The organism is Nocardia sp. 348MFTsu5.1 (genome assembly GCF_000383535.1).
Lineage (GTDB): Bacteria > Actinomycetota > Actinomycetes > Mycobacteriales > Mycobacteriaceae > Williamsia > Williamsia faeni.
On the sequence record NZ_KB911516.1, the window covers coordinates 211,712 to 228,482 of the forward strand.

The 16,771-nt window shown below is 64.3% G+C and carries 13 protein-coding genes; 5 read left to right on the forward strand and 8 right to left on the reverse strand.

The features are described 5' to 3' along the window. Positions 1 to 23: 23 nt before the first annotated feature. Positions 24 to 3,980, forward strand: a complete 3,957-nt coding sequence (locus H290_RS0116705) for a DNA-directed RNA polymerase subunit beta' (RefSeq protein WP_020107967.1) — start codon at positions 24 to 26, stop codon at positions 3,978 to 3,980. 238 nt (positions 3,981 to 4,218) lie between these two features. Next, positions 4,219 to 5,175 (forward strand): type IV toxin-antitoxin system AbiEi family antitoxin domain-containing protein, encoded by a 957-nt coding sequence (locus H290_RS28865; RefSeq protein WP_036519260.1) that lies wholly within the window; start codon positions 4,219 to 4,221, stop codon positions 5,173 to 5,175. A 135-nt stretch (positions 5,176 to 5,310) separates the two neighbouring features. On the opposite strand, the gene H290_RS0116715 is transcribed toward H290_RS28865, so the two are convergent. Both H290_RS0116715 and H290_RS0116720 read right to left on the reverse strand, forming a co-directional pair. Continuing rightward, positions 5,311 to 6,624 (reverse strand): glutamine synthetase family protein, encoded by a 1,314-nt coding sequence (locus H290_RS0116715; protein WP_020107969.1) that lies wholly within the window; start codon positions 6,622 to 6,624, stop codon positions 5,311 to 5,313. 56 nt (positions 6,625 to 6,680) lie between these two features. Then, the gene (locus H290_RS0116720; RefSeq protein ID WP_020107970.1) at positions 6,681 to 7,052 is read right to left on the reverse strand and encodes a VOC family protein; all 372 of its coding nucleotides are present in this window, start codon (positions 7,050 to 7,052) and stop codon (positions 6,681 to 6,683) included. 110 nt (positions 7,053 to 7,162) lie between these two features. Here H290_RS0116720 and H290_RS0116725 point away from each other — a divergent pair, with 110 nt between their 5' ends. From H290_RS0116725 to H290_RS0116735, 3 genes are all read left to right on the forward strand, one after another. Then, positions 7,163 to 8,317, forward strand: a complete 1,155-nt coding sequence (locus H290_RS0116725; protein ID WP_020107971.1) for an NAD(P)/FAD-dependent oxidoreductase — start codon at positions 7,163 to 7,165, stop codon at positions 8,315 to 8,317. A gap of 107 nt (positions 8,318 to 8,424) precedes the next feature. Then, positions 8,425 to 10,194 (forward strand): amidohydrolase family protein, encoded by a 1,770-nt coding sequence (locus H290_RS28870; RefSeq protein ID WP_020107972.1) that lies wholly within the window; start codon positions 8,425 to 8,427, stop codon positions 10,192 to 10,194. Next, positions 10,178 to 10,633 (forward strand): nuclear transport factor 2 family protein, encoded by a 456-nt coding sequence (locus tag H290_RS0116735; protein WP_028463296.1) that lies wholly within the window; start codon positions 10,178 to 10,180, stop codon positions 10,631 to 10,633. The genes H290_RS28870 and H290_RS0116735 overlap by 17 nt, the downstream gene beginning before the upstream one ends. Before the next feature lie 10 nt (positions 10,634 to 10,643). Here H290_RS0116735 and H290_RS31480 read toward each other — a convergent pair whose 3' ends face one another. Genes H290_RS31480 through H290_RS0116765 form a run of 6 tightly spaced genes read right to left on the reverse strand, consistent with a single transcriptional unit; the run spans position 10,644 to position 16,771 of the window. After that, positions 10,644 to 11,441: an SDR family NAD(P)-dependent oxidoreductase gene (locus H290_RS31480; RefSeq protein WP_020107974.1), complete on the reverse strand. Its 798-nt coding sequence runs from the start codon at positions 11,439 to 11,441 to the stop codon at positions 10,644 to 10,646. Next, entirely contained in the window at positions 11,442 to 12,659 is a 1,218-nt protein-coding gene (locus H290_RS31485) for an MFS transporter (protein WP_020107975.1), read from the reverse strand. Continuing rightward, positions 12,656 to 13,993: an LLM class flavin-dependent oxidoreductase gene (locus H290_RS0116750; RefSeq protein ID WP_020107976.1), complete on the reverse strand. Its 1,338-nt coding sequence runs from the start codon at positions 13,991 to 13,993 to the stop codon at positions 12,656 to 12,658. The genes H290_RS31485 and H290_RS0116750 overlap by 4 nt, the downstream gene beginning before the upstream one ends. A gap of 30 nt (positions 13,994 to 14,023) precedes the next feature. Further along, the gene (locus tag H290_RS0116755; protein WP_020107977.1) at positions 14,024 to 14,902 is read right to left on the reverse strand and encodes an ABC transporter permease; all 879 of its coding nucleotides are present in this window, start codon (positions 14,900 to 14,902) and stop codon (positions 14,024 to 14,026) included. Then, positions 14,895 to 15,701 carry an ABC transporter ATP-binding protein gene (locus tag H290_RS0116760; RefSeq protein ID WP_020107978.1) on the reverse strand — a complete coding sequence of 269 codons (807 nt, stop codon included), beginning with the start codon at positions 15,699 to 15,701 and terminating at the stop codon, positions 14,895 to 14,897. The genes H290_RS0116755 and H290_RS0116760 overlap by 8 nt, the downstream gene beginning before the upstream one ends. Further along, a complete protein-coding gene (locus H290_RS0116765) occupies positions 15,698 to 16,771 on the reverse strand; it encodes an ABC transporter substrate-binding protein (RefSeq protein ID WP_020107979.1) in 1,074 nt (357 codons plus the stop codon). Before H290_RS0116765 ends, H290_RS0116760 begins: the two co-directional genes overlap by 4 nt.

Consider the following 16,771-nt stretch of genomic DNA (forward strand, 5'->3'; position numbering starts at 1 on the left):
ACTGAGCTACTGAAAGGTAAATAGTGCTCGACGTCAACTTTTTCGATGAACTGAAGATTGGCCTGGCCACCGCCGACGACATCCACAACTGGTCGTTCGGTGAGGTCAAAAAGCCCGAGACGATCAACTACCGCACGCTCAAGCCAGAGAAGGACGGCTTGTTCTGCGAGAAGATCTTTGGTCCCACCCGGGACTGGGAGTGCTACTGCGGCAAGTACAAGCGCGTCCGCTTCAAGGGCATCATCTGCGAGCGCTGCGGCGTCGAGGTCACTCGCGCCAAGGTGCGTCGTGAGCGGATGGGTCACATCGAGCTGGCCGCACCGGTCACCCACATCTGGTACTTCAAGGGTGTGCCGAGCCGGTTGGGCTACCTGCTCGACCTGGCGCCGAAGGATCTCGAGAAGATCATCTACTTCGCCGCCTACGTCATCACCGCTGTCGACGACGAAATGCGTCACAACGAGAAGTCCACTCTCGAGGCCGAGATGGAGGTCGAGAAGAAGGGTGTTGCCGATACCCGTGACTCCGACCTCGAAGAGCGCGCCAAGAAGCTCGAAGAGGACCTGGCAGAGCTGGAGCGCGAAGGCGCCAAGGCCGATGCCCGCCGCAAGGTGAAGGATGCCGGCGAGCGCGAGATGCGCCGTATCCGCGACACCGCGCAGCGTGCCCTCGACGATCTCGACGAGATCTGGGACAAGTTCGTCAAGCTTGCTCCCAAGCAGATGATCATCGACGAGAAGCTCTACCGCGAGATCCAGGACCGCTACGGCGAGTACTTCACCGGAGCCATGGGTGCCGAGGCCATCAAGCGTCTGCTCGAGGACTTCGACATCGCGGCCGAGGCCGAGATCCTGCGCGACACGATTCGTAACGGCAAGGGGCAGAAGAAGCTCCGTGCACTGAAGCGTCTCAAGGTCGTCGCTGCGTTCCACCGGTCGGGCAACTCGCCGCTGGGCATGGTTCTCGACGCCGTGCCGGTGATCCCGCCGGAGCTGCGTCCGATGGTCCAGCTCGACGGTGGCCGCTTTGCGACCTCCGACCTGAACGACCTGTACCGCCGCGTGATCAACCGCAACAACCGCCTCAAGCGACTGATCGATCTGGGTGCGCCCGAGATCATCGTCAACAACGAGAAGCGGATGCTGCAGGAGTCGGTCGACGCACTGTTCGACAACGGCCGTCGTGGCCGTCCGGTCACCGGACCGGGTAACCGCCCGCTGAAGTCCCTGAGCGATCTGCTCAAGGGCAAGCAGGGTCGTTTCCGTCAGAACCTGCTCGGCAAGCGCGTCGACTACTCGGGCCGTTCGGTCATCGTCGTCGGCCCGCAGCTCAAGCTGCATCAGTGTGGTCTGCCCAAGCTGATGGCTCTCGAGCTGTTCAAGCCGTTCGTGATGAAGCGACTCGTCGACCTGAACCAGGCGCAGAACATCAAGTCCGCCAAGCGGATGGTCGAGCGTCAGCGTCCGGCCGTGTGGGACGTCCTCGAAGAGGTCATCGCCGAGCATCCCGTGCTGCTCAACCGTGCGCCCACGCTGCACCGTCTGGGTATCCAGGCATTCGAGCCGCAGCTCGTGGAGGGCAAGGCCATCCAGCTGCACCCGCTCGTGTGTGAGGCCTTCAACGCCGACTTCGACGGTGACCAGATGGCAGTCCACCTGCCGCTGTCCGCCGAGGCGCAGGCCGAGGCCCGCATCCTGATGCTGTCGTCGAACAACATCCTGTCGCCGGCTTCGGGTCGACCGCTGGCCATGCCCCGTCTGGACATGGTGACCGGTCTGTTCCACCTGACCACGCTCAAGGATCAGGCGGTCGGTGCCTACACGGCCTCGACCGACGACGACATCGAGCGCGGCGTGTACTCCACGCCGTCCGAAGCCCAGATGGCAGTCGACCGTGGCGTGCTCAGTGTTCAGGCTCCGATCAAGGTCCGGCTGACGCACCAGCGTCCGACCCGGGCGATCGAGCGGGAGCAGTTCCCCGAGGGCTGGAAGTTCGGTACCCCGTGGACCATCGAGACCACTCTTGGTCGCGTGCTGTTCAACGAGCTGCTGCCGAACGACTACCCGTTCGTCAACGAGCAGATGCCGAAGAAGCGTCAGGCCACGATCATCAACGACATGGCCGAGCGCTACCCGATGATCGTTGTCGCGCAGACCGTCGACAAGCTCAAGGACGCCGGCTTCTACTGGGCCACCCGCTCGGGTGTCACCATCGCCATGTCCGACGTGCTCGTGTCGCCGGACAAGGCAGCCATCCTCGACAAGTACGAGGATCGGGCAGACGGGCTGGAGCGCAAGTTCCAGCGTGGTGCCCTGACCGCTGCCGAGCGTCGTGACGCTCTGGTGGAGATCTGGAAGCAGGCAACCGAAGAGGTTGGCGCCGATATGGAGCGTCACTACCCCGACGACAACCCGATTCCGATGATCGTGCAGTCCGGTGCCGCGGGCAACATGACCCAGATCCGCTCGCTTGCGGGCATGAAGGGTCTGGTGACCAACCCGAAGGGTGAGTTCATCCCGCGTCCGATCAAGTCCTCGTTCCGTGAGGGTCTGACCGTCGCCGAGTACTTCATCAACACGCACGGTGCCCGTAAGGGTCTGGCCGACACCGCGCTTCGTACCGCTGACTCGGGTTACCTGACCCGTCGTCTGGTGGACGTGTCGCAGGACGTCATCGTGCGTGAGACCGACTGTGGCACCGAGCGTGGCATCAACACGATCATCGCCGAGAAGCAGGCGGACGGCTCGCTCATCCGCGACGCTCACGTCGAAACGTCAACGTTCGCAAGGACATTGGCCACCGACGCGGTCGACGCGAATGGCAAGGTCATCATCGAGCGCGGATTCGATCTCGGTGATCCCGCGATCGAGGCACTGCTCGCGGCCGGCATCTCGCAGGTCAAGGTCCGTTCGGTCCTGACCTGTGCCACCGGCACCGGCGTCTGCGCCACCTGCTACGGACGGTCGATGGCGACCGGCAAGCTCGTCGACATCGGCGAGGCCGTCGGTATCGTCGCGGCCCAGTCGATCGGTGAGCCCGGTACCCAGCTGACCATGCGTACGTTCCACCAGGGTGGTGTCGGTGACGACATCACCGGCGGTCTGCCGCGTGTTCAGGAGCTGTTCGAGGCCCGTGTCCCCAAGGGCAAGGCCCCGATCGCCGAGGTCTCCGGACGCATCCGTCTCGAGGATGATGATCGCTTCTACAAGATGACGATCATCCCGGATGACGGCTCGGAAGAGGTTGTCTACGACAAGATCTCCAAGCGTCAGCGTCTGCGCGTGTTCAAGCATGAAGACGGCAGCGAGCGTCTGCTCGCCGACGGCGATCATGTCGAGGTCGGCCAGCAGCTCATGGAAGGTGCTGCCGATCCGCACGAGGTGCTGCGTGTCATGGGTCCCCGTCAGGTGCAGGTCCACCTGGTCAACGAGGTCCAGGAGGTCTACCGGAGCCAGGGTGTGTCGATCCACGACAAGCACATCGAGACGATCGTTCGTCAGATGCTGCGTCGCGTGACGATCATCGATTCCGGTGCCACCGAGTTCCTGCCCGGTTCGCTCACCGAGCGCGCCGACTTCGAGGCGGCCAACCGTCGCGTCGTCGCCGAGGGCGGCGAGCCCGCGGCCGGACGTCCGGTGCTCATGGGTATCACCAAGGCATCGCTCGCAACCGAGTCGTGGTTGTCGGCGGCGTCGTTCCAGGAGACCACTCGCGTGCTCACCGATGCGGCCATCAACAGCCGTAGCGACAAGCTCGTCGGCCTCAAGGAGAACGTGATCATCGGTAAGCTCATCCCGGCCGGAACCGGTATCAACCGGTACCGGAACATCCAGGTGCAGCCGACCGAAGAAGCACGTGCAGCTGCATACGCGGTGCCGTCCTACGACGACACCTACTACAGCCCGGACGGCACCTTCGGTGCCCCGTCGGGTGCGGCTGTCCCGCTGGACGACTACGGCTTCAGCAGCGACTACCGCTAGGTAAACGCAACAAAAGCGGGCATCCCTTTCGGGGGGTGCCCGCTTTTGCGTTCCCCGCCAGCGCGCTCGCCCGGCCAAAATTCGCTCCACCTACCTGCGTTCGCTCCACTTCCAGCGCACTGCAAGTGGAGCGAATCAAAACAGGTGGAGCGGATTGGGTTATCCACAGTTCCTGGTTCTATCCAAAATTTGGCGCTGGCTCGTACTCGACGACCGCTTGTCCCGCGATGCTTGACCCATGGGGGACAACACTTCTGAAGACAACGGCCTGTTTCGACGACGAGACGCAGTGTCGATCGGCCAGCCCGACGCAGCGCTGCGACAGCGGGTGAAGAGTAGAGAGCTCAAGCGCCTGTACCGCGGCGTATACACCTATAGTTGCGATCTCAAGGACCTCGACGAGTACGAGCGGCAACGCGAAACCTACCGTCGGACGGTCCTTGCGGCCGCAGATTCCGGGGATGGCTCCAAAGCCATAAGCCACTACTCGGCGGCAGTCCTGCACGGACTTCCGGTCCTGTATGGCGATTTCACGCGCGTGCATTTCACCGCGAACCGCACCTCGGGTGGTCGTCGGAGGGGCCGCGCCAGCGTGCTGCATTCGACGCCGTGGCGATCGGGCGAGACAGTTGTGATCGATGGTCTGTTGGTGACGTCGCTGGCGCGAACTGCTGTCGATGTGGCCAGGAGCGGCAGCTTTGTGCAAGCCGTGTGCGCATTGGACGGAGCGTTGCGGATGGGTGTGGCTCACGATGAGTTGGCAAGGGTGCTGATGTCGAGTCGTGGTCGGACGGGGATTGCGATGGCCGGCCGAGCGTTTGCGATTGCGGATGGGGCCGCCGAGAGCGTCGGCGAATCCTACTCGAGGGCGCTGATGTATTCGTATGGGGATATCCCAATTCCCCGGTTGCAACAGGTTTTCCGCGACGCAGAAGGCGACTTCGTCGCCCGCACGGATTTTGACTGGGGCGGCGTCGTGGTCGGTGAGTTCGACGGATATGCCAAGTACATCCGTTATCTTCGCCCGGGCGAAACCAAGGAGCAGGCTCTTGAACGCGAGAAATTGCGGGAGCAACGCATTGCCCGCCTCGGCATCATAGTGATTCGATGGTGCTGGAAAGATCTCACGACGCCTGCCCGCCTGCACCGAATCTTGCGTGAGGCGCTCGGCAACGCCGGACAGTTGGCTAGCTAGGCCGAATCCGCTCCACCTATTTCGATTCGCTCCATTTCCAGTGTGCAGGAAGTGGAGCGAATCGAAACACGTGGAGCGAATTTCTTGTTTGGGGGTCAAGGGAGCGGCTTCACGTTGCGGTGACCGGAGCCACCGTCAGACGCTCCACGCCATGCGGAAGCGGTCGGTGAGTGCCTCGGGTGCGAGGTCGCCGAAGTTGTCGTTCTCGTAGCGGCGGACGGCGAGAATGGCGTCGACGGCCTGGTCGCCGAGGGCGGCCCGCAACCGCGTCGAACCGTCGAGCGCGGCGAGCGCCGATCCCTGGTCGGATGGCAGGAGCGCGGTGCCCGCGGCGGCGCGCTCCTCCGCGGTGAGGGTGGCCGGGTCGACCGTGGTCTCCGGGGGCAACGCGGATTCTCGATCGAGTCCGTCCAGCGCGAGCGCGAGGATGGCCGCCGAGGCGAAGTAGGGGTTCGCCGACGGGTCGATGACTTTGATTTCGACGTTGGCGCCGTGCGGTTTTCCTGGTCCGGCGGGGAGAAACCGGATGGCCGCCTCACGGTTTTCGGTGCCCCAACAGGTGTATGCGCCTGCCCAATGGCCGGGCTTCATGCGCAGCCCCGAGACCACAGAGCCGCAGAGGATCGCTTGCGCTTCCGGGAGCCCGTCGACCAGACCGGCCACGACATGCCCGCCACGTCGCGTCATCCCCGACGGTCCGTCACCACCCTCGAACAGCGAACCGGAATCGTCGGACAGCGAGAAGTGCTGGTGTGCACCCGAACCCACCGTGCCCGCGAAAGGGACCGGGGAGAAGCTGACCCGCAGACCGTACTTGCGTGCGGTCCGGCCGAGTACCAGTTTCGTCAGCACCAGCTGATCGGCCGCCGCCACCGGCGACTGTGGGGCGAGCGACAACTCGAACTGATTGGGTCCGTACTCGGGATGGAATTGTTCGATGCCGATTCCGGCGAGACCGGCGGAGGCGGTCACATCGCGAATGAATGTCTCGTGTTCGAGAACCCCGGCCAGGCCGTACTGCGCCCACAACGCGGATGGTAACTGGGCGCCGTCCGGTCCGACCAGGAAGAACTCGATCTCGTGCCCGATTCGGGCGGTCAATCCGGTGTCCGCCAGTCGGTCTTCGATCCGGCGCAGCGTGCCGCGACTGCAGCTGAGAGCGGGCCGGGTTTGCTGGTCGTAGAACGAGCCGGGCACCCAGGCAACCCCGTCGCCAAGGGTCCGCAGCGCATCGTGATCGGCCAGGATCCGGTAATCGCCGACCACCCCGATGTCGTCGTTGAAGGCGATACCGACCTGGTCGATGGCGAACCCGTGCCAGCTCGGGCTGGCCCCGAACCCGGCCTCGGAAAACGCCGTCAACCGCGACGCCGGAATCGTCTTGGCGAGGATGAGGCCGGCCGGGTTGACGACGGTGCCTATGACGAAGTCATATGCGAAAGCTGCCATGCAACCAGTTTGCGCCGGACAAGACTCGCGCGGTGTGGAACAGGGTCAGTCGGGGGTCAGGCATAGCGTGCGGGCACATACTGCACCGCCCAGGTGTTTCCGTCAGGATCGGCGAATCGGACGAAGTGACCCCATGGTTGGATGTCCACGTCACCGGGGTCGATGCCCACCGATTGCAGGTGGTCGTGGGCCTCATTGATGTCGGAGACGCAGATCTGCAGGCCCTTCACCGAGCCGGGTTCGGCGTCGGTGACGCCGTTGCCGAAGGCGATGGAGCAAGCCGAACCGGGCGGGGTCATCTGGACGAATCGAACCTCGTCGGAGACGACCTGATCGAAGTCGACGTTGAAGCCGACCTTCTTGTAGAAATCCCTCGCCCGATCGACGTCGGTGACGGGCAAGATGACCAATTCGAGTGTCCAGTCCATGATTCTTCCTCCTGATCGGTTGATGTGGTGTCTGTCACCAGTGTCGCAACTATTGCGGACACAAACGGTCCTCAATGTTCACCGCCGGGTGAATCGGGTACGCCACAGACATGGACAGTTGCGAGCTATTGATCATCGGCAGCGGGCCCGGAGCGATCTCGGCGGCGGAAAGCTTCCGCGACAACGGCGGCGGTGGACGGGTCCTGATCGTCACGACCGACACGGATGCGCCGTACTTCCGGCCGCCGCTGAGCAAGGACTTTCTCCGGGGAGAGAGCGAGTTCGACGACATCACCCAGCATCCACCGGAGTGGTACAGCGAACGCAACATCGAGATCCACAACAGCACAACAGTTTTGGGCCTTGATTCGGGCGCCCGGACTGCCGGACTCTCGACGAGCGAGACCATCGACTTCGAGACCGCGATCATCGCGACGGGTGCTCGCCCGACGCCGCTCCCGGTCCCCGGTGGCGAGCACGCACTGTTGCTCCGGTCGTTCGCCGAGGCGGCGACTCTGCGCACCGCGGCGAGTCAGGCCAGTTCGGCCGTGGTCATCGGAGCCGGATTCATCGGCTGCGAGGCGGCGGCGTCGCTGGCCGCTCGTGGTGTTGCCACGACTTTGGTTGCTCCCGAGCAGGTTCCGCAGGCTGCTCGACTCGGCCCCGACGCCGGTGCGCGCATTCTCACGATGCTCGACGAGGCCGGTGTCCGGTATGTCGGTGGTCCCGATGTCACACGGATAGAACCGGACGCCGTGACCCTCGATGACGGTGTCCGGATCGCCTCCGACCTGATTCTCGCGGCGACCGGCATCGCTCCCTGCACCGACATCGCAGAGGCCGCGGGGTTGGATCTGGAAGATGGCCGCATCGTCGTCGACGAGCACATGCGCACGAGTTCCGACGCGATACTTGCAGTCGGCGATGTGGCCACCGCCCACAACTCGACGGCCGGGCGCCGGATCGCGACCGAGCACTGGCAGGACGCCGTGGACCAGGGGGAGATCGCCGGCGCGACCGCTGCCGGGGTCTCACGCTCGTGGGATGCGGTGCCGGGTTTCTGGACGACCATCGGCGATCACACGCTCAAGTACGCCGCCTGGGGTGATGGCTTCGACACCGCACACCTCGTCGAACGGGACGGCGGCTTTGTGGTCTGGTACCAGAGTGCCGGGGTGACCGTCGGCGGCCTGACATACAACAGCGACGACGATTACGAGCTGGCCGAAAAGCTCGTCGCCGACCACAAACCGGCACCGGCCTGACGACCGCACCGCAGAATTATTTGCACTATGCCAACAAGGTTCGGCGACTTTCCGCCAGCTTGGTGATTCGACTGACGTGACCCGCCGGGCTGGGTTGTAATCCGACAATGAGCTACGACACAGTGATCCGTCGCGGGCGGTGGTTCGACGGCACCGGCGCCCCTTCGCACGTCCGCGACATCGGGATCCGCGATGGCCGCATCGTGGAGATCTCTGCAGAGCCCCTCGACGCCGAAGGCTGCACCGACGTCATCGATGCATCGGATTTGTGGGTCCTGCCCGGGATGGTCGACATCCACACGCACTACGACGTCGAGGTGCTCGGCGGTCCGGGCCTGAGCGAATCGCTGCGCCACGGCGTCACCACGGTGCTGCTGGGATCGTGCTCGCTCTCGACGATCCACGTGGACGCCGATGTCGCCGGTGACCTGTTCGGACGCGTCGAGGCGATCCCGCGGCAGTATGTCATCAGCGGCGTCGAACAACACAAGACGTGGGGGAACGCCGGCGAGTACGTCGAGGCGCTCGAGTCGCTGGCACTGGGCCCCAACGTCGCGGCCTTCATCGGCCATTCCGACATCCGTGCCGCGACGATGGGCCTCGACCGCGCCACCCGAGATGACGTCACGCCCACGGAGGTGGAGCAACTCCGGATGGAACGCCTGCTCACCGAGGCGCTGGATGCGGGCTTCCTGGGGTTGTCATCGCAGCAACTCCTCTTTGACAAGCTCGACGGTGACGTCTGCCGGTCGCGGACGCTGCCGTCGACGTACGCGAAGCGCCGGGAGTTGCGCCGGCTCAACGCGATTCTGCGGAAGCGGTCGCGAGTGCTGCAGTCCGGCCCCGACATCTCACGCCCACTCAACGTGCTGTCGCAGGTGCTCACGTCGCTGGGTTTGGGACGGCCGAAACTGAAGACGAGTCTGCTCTCCGCGGCCGACATCAAGGCTCGTCCGGAGGTGATCCACGCGATGGGTCCCATTGCGCGGGCAGTCAATCGGCTCGGCGCCGACTTCCGGTGGCAGCACCTGCCGGTTCCTTTCGAGGTGTATGCCGACGGCATGGAACTCGCCGTGTTCGAGGAGTTCGGATCCGGCGCCGCGGCGCTGCACCTGCAGGGCGAGATCGACCGCAACGAGCTGATGCGCGACGAGAATTATCGCCGCGCGTTCCGCAAGGACTACGACAAGAAGTACGGACCACGGGTCTGGCATCGGGACTTCTTCGATGCCGAGATCGTCGAGTGCCCGGACAGCGCCGTGGTCGGGAAGACCTTCGGTCAGGTCGGTCTCGACCGCGGCGGCCTCCATCCGGTCGACGCGTACCTCGACCTGCTTCTCGAGCACGGGACCAAGGTGCGTTGGCGCACAACCATTTCCAACCATCGGCCCGAACTTCTCAAGAAGCTCGCGAAGGACGCCGGGATCCAGATCGGATTCTCCGACGCCGGCGCGCACCTGCGCAGCATGGCGTTCTACAACTTCGGACTGCGGCTACTGCGGCACGTGTATTCGGCTGCCGAAGCCGGCGAGCCGTTCATGACTGTCGAACACGCGGTGCATCGCCTGACCGGCGAGCTCGCCGACTGGTACGGCATCGACGCCGGACATCTACGCGTCGGTGATCGGGCCGACCTGTTCCTGCTCGATCCCCGGTATCTCGACGCCTCGCTCGAGGACTACCGAGAGGCCGAGGTCGAGCAGTTCGGCGGACTGTCTCGGATGGTCAACCGCAATGACAACACCGTCCGCACCGTCATGGTCAACGGCGAGACCGTGTTCACCGGCGGTCATCTGGCAAATGAGCTCGGGCACAAACGAATCGGCCGATTCCTGCCGGCACGAACAACTGAAACGAGGAATGAGAGTGTCAGATGACAACAAGTCCGTAGTCCTGGGTCTCTGGGCGGCGTTGAGCAAGCGGGATTGGGAGGGGATCAAGGGATTTGTGTCCGACGACTGCATCTACGTCGACATGCCGCTCGGGCCCGCCGCAGCAGCGCGCGGGCCCGAGGACATCGTCAAACGGCTCAAAGTGGGTATTGAGCCACTGGCCGACTACATCAACTACGACGGGCTCCTGATCTCCAACGGCACCGACCTGATGTACGAGCACAGCGAGACCTGGACCTGGACCACCGGTGAGAGCGCGACACTCGCCTTCGTCACCGTGCACAAGGTCATCGACGGGAAGATCACGCTCTGGAAGGACTACTGGGACTTCGGTGGCCTCGCATCCACAGCCCCGACGGACTGGATGGAAACGCTGGCCGCTTCCGACATGTCCTGGATGTACGACGCCACCGGACAGATCTGACGGCGAAACCTCAGTAGAACACCGGCCCCGGAATGCCTCCGCCGACCGCGATGGCATCTCCGGTGATCCCGATACTGCGCGGGGAGGCCAGGAACGCCACCACGTCCGCGACATCTCCGGCGTTGACGATCCGCCGGATGGAGTTGGTGGCCAGGGCCTCCTCGAGTTCGGCGACGGGGGTACCGGATTCGGCCGACTGCGCAGCCAGTCGCTCGTCCAGTTTTGCCGTCCGGGTGAGTCCGGGATGGACAACCGTGACGTTGACGCCCAGCGGCCCCAGTTCGTCGGCGAGGTTCTTGGTCAGCGCGGACACACTCACATTCCGAATGGTCTGGGCGATCGAATTCGCGTGCCGCGCACCGAGACCGCTGATGTTGATGATGCGGCCCCATCCCTGCTCGATGAGATGCGGCGCAACCGCTCGTGCGGTGCGCAGGTAGCCCAGGACCTTGATCTCGACCTCGCGGCGCACGACGTCGTCGGTGGTACTCGCGAAATCGGTCGGACTCCCGGCACTCCACGGGGTCGCCGCCGAGTTCACCAGAATGTCGATCCCACCGAGTTCTGTGACCGTGCGGGCCACCAGCTCCTGCACCGAGGCCTCGTCGCCGGTGTCGACGGAGATACCGACCACCTTGCGTCCTGACTTCGCGGCGATGTCGTCGGCCGCCAGCTTCAGCGCCTCGAGATCACGTGCGGCGATGACAACATCGGCACCTTCGGCCGCCAGTTGGTGGGCGATGGCAAGGCCGATGCCTTTGCTGCCACCGGTCACGAGTGCGCGCTTGTCGGTCAATCCGAGATCCATTTATCCATCCTTCGTAGTTGCAGAACGCTTCCCGGTGTATTCCGGTACGTACTTCTTCAAAACAACCGCCCCGACGGCGGACAATCCGGCAGCAGCGAACACCGCCACCGACAGCGGAAAGAACGCGGCGCAGACGGCAATTGACAGTGGGCCGGCGAGGAAGCCGGCGTCATGGGTCAATCGCCAGGACGCCAAGAACTCGGCTCGTCCGGTCTCCGGGGCGACGTCGGCCCCGATCGTCATGATCACCCCGTTGCCGAAGCCGTTGCCGATCCCCATCAGCACGGCAACGGCGGTGAACGTGAAAGCCGTTGTGGTGAAAGGGATCAGCAGATACGACAGTCCCAGCACGGAGATGGACGGGACCGCGACGACGGTCCGGCCGAACCGGTCCATGAGATGTCCGGCCGGGTACGCGAACAACACGTCGGCGGCCGCACCGATGCCGAAGAGGAGACTGGCGATCGCGGGGGAGAGCCCGATGTGGATGGCCCAGAGCGGCAGGATCGCGTCTCGCGCACTTCGCGCGACTCCGAGGAGTAGCGATCCGGTTCCGAGCGTGGACAGCAACCGCCGGTGGCGCGCGAACACCGCCTGGAGGCTCATCGGCTGCGGCACCGCACCGGCGCCGGGAGGGTCCGGAAGGCGGGCCATCATCAGTCCGGCAGTGATGATCGCGACCAACTGCACCACGAAACCGCCGCGGGTACCGATCAGCCAGATCGCGCCGGCCCCGATCAGCGGCCCGATGAAGAATCCGAGCCGCATGGCACCGCCGAACAGTGACATCGCCCGGGCACGCCACTCAAACGGGACCGCCAGCGACAGGTAGTTCTGGCGGGCCAGACCCCACACCGCGTTGGCCAGGCCCACCGCCAGGATCCCGAGGCACAGCATCCAGACCCCGACGGCGAACAGGCAGGCCAGGGCGCCGGTCGCGGCGACTGTACTGGCCGCGATGATCGACCGGCGCTCGCCGAGCCGGGCGACGATCTGCCCGGAGCAGGTGTCACCGATGACCTGACCGAGCCCGACGATCGCCACCATCAACCCGGCGATCGCAGCCGACGCGCCGAGTTCGAGGGCGGCCAGCACGATGACCGGTGCTGCCGCCCCCTGCCCGATCCCGTATGCGGCTGCCGGCAGATAGACGGTGCCGGCCAGGGACCGCAGTGGTCGTTCGACGGAGCCCAGTTTCGGGTCGTCGAGCGACGTCATACGGAGGCCGTCTCCTTCGCGCGAGTGGTGCTGCCCGAGGGCAACTCGATCCCGTAGTGCCCACGAAGCGTCGACGAGGTGTAGTCCTCACGGAACCGGCCGCGGGCCTGCAGAATTGGCACGACGTGATCGACGAAGTCCTCGAGACCTCCGGGCAGATACGGCGGCATCACGTTGAAGCCGTCGGCTGCGCCGGCGTCGACCCAGGCGATGAGGTCGTCGGCGATCTGCTCGGGTGTGCCGGCGATGCTGCGGTGACCGCGACCACCGCCGAGCTGTCCGATGAGTTCACGAATGGTCAGGTTGCCGTCGGCGGCGAGCTGACGCACCAGGGTCGACCGGCTCTTCATACCCTCGATCTCCGACTCCGGCGGCAGCTCGGGGAGCTGGGCGTCGAGCGAGAGGCCGGTGAGGTCGACGTTGAAGATATTCGAGATCTGGCGGAGTGCGTAGTCGGGGGAGATGAGATCGGTGAACTCCCGCTCGAGAGCGAGGGCTTCCTTCTCCGTGCTTGCGATGAACGGCACGATGCCCGGAAGGATCTGCAGATCTTCCTGACCCCGGCCGTAGCGTGCCAGCCGACCCTTGAGGTCGCGGTAGAAGTCCTGGCCCTCGGCGATGGTGCGCTGTGCGGTGAAGACCACCTCGGCGTACCGCGCCGCGAGTTCCTTGCCGTCTTCCGATGATCCGGCCTGGACCAGTACCGGCCGGCCCTGCGGCGAGCGAGGCGTGGTCAGCGGACCGCGCACCGAAAAGTGCTCGCCCACATGGTCGATGGTGTGGACCAGATCTGGATTCGCGAACTCGGCCTGCTCGACATCGAGCACCACGGCGCCCTCATCCCAGCTGTCCCACAGCCGATTGACCACGTCGACGAACTCCTGGGCGCGACGGTATCGACCCGCGTGATCGGGGATCGAGTCGAAACCGAAGTTCAGCGCCTCCTGCTCCTGTCCCGACGTGACGATGTTCCAGCCGGCCCGGCCACCGCTGATGTGCTCGAGCGATGCGAATGCCCGGGCCAGCGTGTAGGGATGGTTGTAACCCGTTGAGGCAGTGGCGATCAGGCCGACCTTGCTGGTACCGCCGGCGATTGCCGACAACAGGGTGATCGGTTCGAAGATCGCCTGGGTGTTGCGCCGGATGTTGGGGCCCACGGCGAGCCCATCTGCGAAGAACACAGAGTCGAGGCGACCGCGCTCGGCGATCTGGCCGAGCCGGACGAAGTGGGCGACATCGAGTACGTCATGTTCCGCGGTGCGCGGATGGCGCCACGCGGCCTCGTGGTGCCCGACGCCCATCAGGAAGGCGTTCAGATGCAGTTGACGAGACATTTGGTCAGTTCCTTTGTTAGTGAGTGAGATTCAGTTGTTGGCGGGTGTGCGCCAGCGGGAGAACCGGCGCTCGATCAGGACCAGGACGAAGTTGAAGGCCAAACCGACCAGTGCGATGGTGAGGATGCCGGCGTACATCTCCGGGATCTGGAAGTTCAACTGGCTGGCCATGATCAGGTAGCCCAGTCCCGAACGGGCACCGACCATCTCTGCGGCGATGAGTACCAGAATCGAGGCGGCAGCCGAGAGCCGGATGCCGGTGAAGATCGTGGGCAACGCGGCGGGCAGGATCACCTTCTGAAACAGCCGATAGGACGGAAGCCCGAGGGAACGAGCCGATTTGATCAGCAGCGGGTCGACGGTGCGAACCCCCGAGATCGTGTTGAGCAGGATCGGGAAGATGCAGGCGTAGATGACCAGCGCCACCTTCGACGTCTCACCGATGCCGAGGATGAGGACGAAGACCGGCAGCAGCGCGAGAGCCGCAGTGTTCCGGAACAATTCGAGTGCCGGACTGAGGTATTGAGCCACCGGCCGATACCAGCCGATCACGATACCCAGCGGCACCGCGACGAGCACGGCGATGACAAAACCCTTGAGCGCCCGACTCAGGCTGGCGGAGATGTGCTCCCACAGCTGGCCGCTCTCGGCGAGGTCCACCAGAGCTTGAACCACCACCGAGAACTCGGGCAGGAACGTCCGGTCGACGAGGCCGATGCGGGGTGCGATCTCCCAGAAGGCGACCAGCACGGCAAGGACGATCGTGGATCGGAACACCGCATGGCCCGAATGTGCGGCCTTGCGCAATATTCGACGACTCGACGATGGCGACGGTGCCGCCTCCGGCGAGGCCGGTGGTTCGGCCGTGACGGTGGGCGTCGCTGCCTTGTTCAGCGTGACACTAGACATGGTTTCCTGCTCCGATCAGGTTCGTAGAACTCTGGAGTTCCGAACGCAACGACAACCAGATCCGGTGCCGGTAGTCGCGGAATGGTTCGGATGACCGGATGTCTTCCACTGAATCCCGGTCGATGCTGATGGGCAGCACTTCTTTGATGCGGCCCGGACGTTCGGTGAGCACGGCGACCCGCTGGCCGAGGTAAATCGCCTCGTCGATGCCGTGGGTGATGAACAGGATCGTCTTGCCGGTCGCCCGCCAGATGCGAAGAAGCTCGTCCTGCAACGACTCTCGCGTCTGGGCGTCGAGCGCCGCGAAGGGTTCGTCCATCAGCAGCACTTCGGGGTCGTAGGCGAGACTCCTGGCGATGGCGACCCGCTGCTTCATACCGCCGGAGAGTTCGTGCGGGTAGTGATCGCCGAATCCCCCGAGCCCGACCAACCCGAGGTATTCGTCGGCGATGGCATGGCGCTGACGCCGGGAGATCCCCTTGGCTTCCAGTCCGAACTCGATGTTGGCACGTGCGGTCCGCCACGGCAGCAGCGCGTACTGCTGAAACACCACGCCGCGGTCCAGGCCGGGACCGGTGATCGGTTTGCCGTCGAGGAGAATCTCGCCGGCGGTCGGCGTGGTCAGCCCGCCCACCAGGTCGAGCAACGTCGATTTACCGCTGCCGCTGGGGCCGACCAGCACCAGGAACTCACCTTCGGCCGCGGCGATACTGATGTCGTCGATGGCAACGAACTCTGGTTTTCCGGGGGAGGAGAACGACTTTCGAACGCCCCGCAGTTCCAGTTTCGGAGTGGTCATTGTGTCACCACCGGTTCGCCATTGGGCCCCGACTCCGGCTGGTATGTGCCGTTGGAATAAGGGTTGTCGTCGTTGGTGTACAGGTCAGCGGGTGTCAACTTGCCATCCTCCAGCTCCTTGTTGCGGACGAGCCAATCGATCCAGATCTGGAATTCCTCTTCCTTGATGACTCCACCGGCGGCCGGGATCGACGAGCTCTGCCAGTACTCGGCCAGTGCCGGATCCTCACCACGTCCCCGCTTGGTCAGGATGTCCTTGAACCGCGCGACGACCTCTTCGCGTGGTGTCACCTGGGTCCAGCGAATTGCACGGGCCGTACCCTGGACGAAGTCTTTGACGGCCTCTGGGTTCTTGGCGATGAAGTCGTCGCGCAGGACGAGGCTGCCGTAGCTGAAGTCACCGAATACCGCATCGGTGAACAGTTCACGCAGACCACCTGTTTTAAGTGCCTTGTCGCGGAAGATGTTGCTGAAGGCGCCGACGTCGATCTGTCCTTCGCGTAGCGCGGTCTCGGTGTTGATGGGTGGCACGACGAGCAGCTGCACCGAGGCGATCTCATCATCCGAAAGGCCTTCACGTGCAAGCCATTCCCGGATGATGAACTCGGCATGCGCCCCCAGGGTGTTGACGCCCACCTTCTTGCCGATGAGGTCACGTGCACCGTGGATCGGGGAGTCGTCGAGTACATAGAATCCGTTGTACGTCTTCTCGTCGGCGCCGTAGTAGTCGACAACCGCGGTGATGGGGGATCCGGCCGACTTCAGCTTGACGATGGCGCCGTTGAAGGCTCCACCGAAGTCGGTATCGCCGGTGGCGGTTGCCTGAATCGACTGCGGGCCACTGGTCGATTCGCCGACTGACTTGAGCGTGACCGTCTTGAAGTAGCCGAGATCGGCGGCCAGCTCCGGGAACTGCACGGTGGCAGGCACCCCGAGGTAGCTCAGTTCGGTCTTGCCCTCGGCAGTGACAGTGGCCTCGTCGGACGACGAACCACAGGCAGCAACGCTCACTCCGACGGTCAATGCAAGTGCGGCTGCGATGAGAACGCGCCACTTGTGAATGTGACTCAC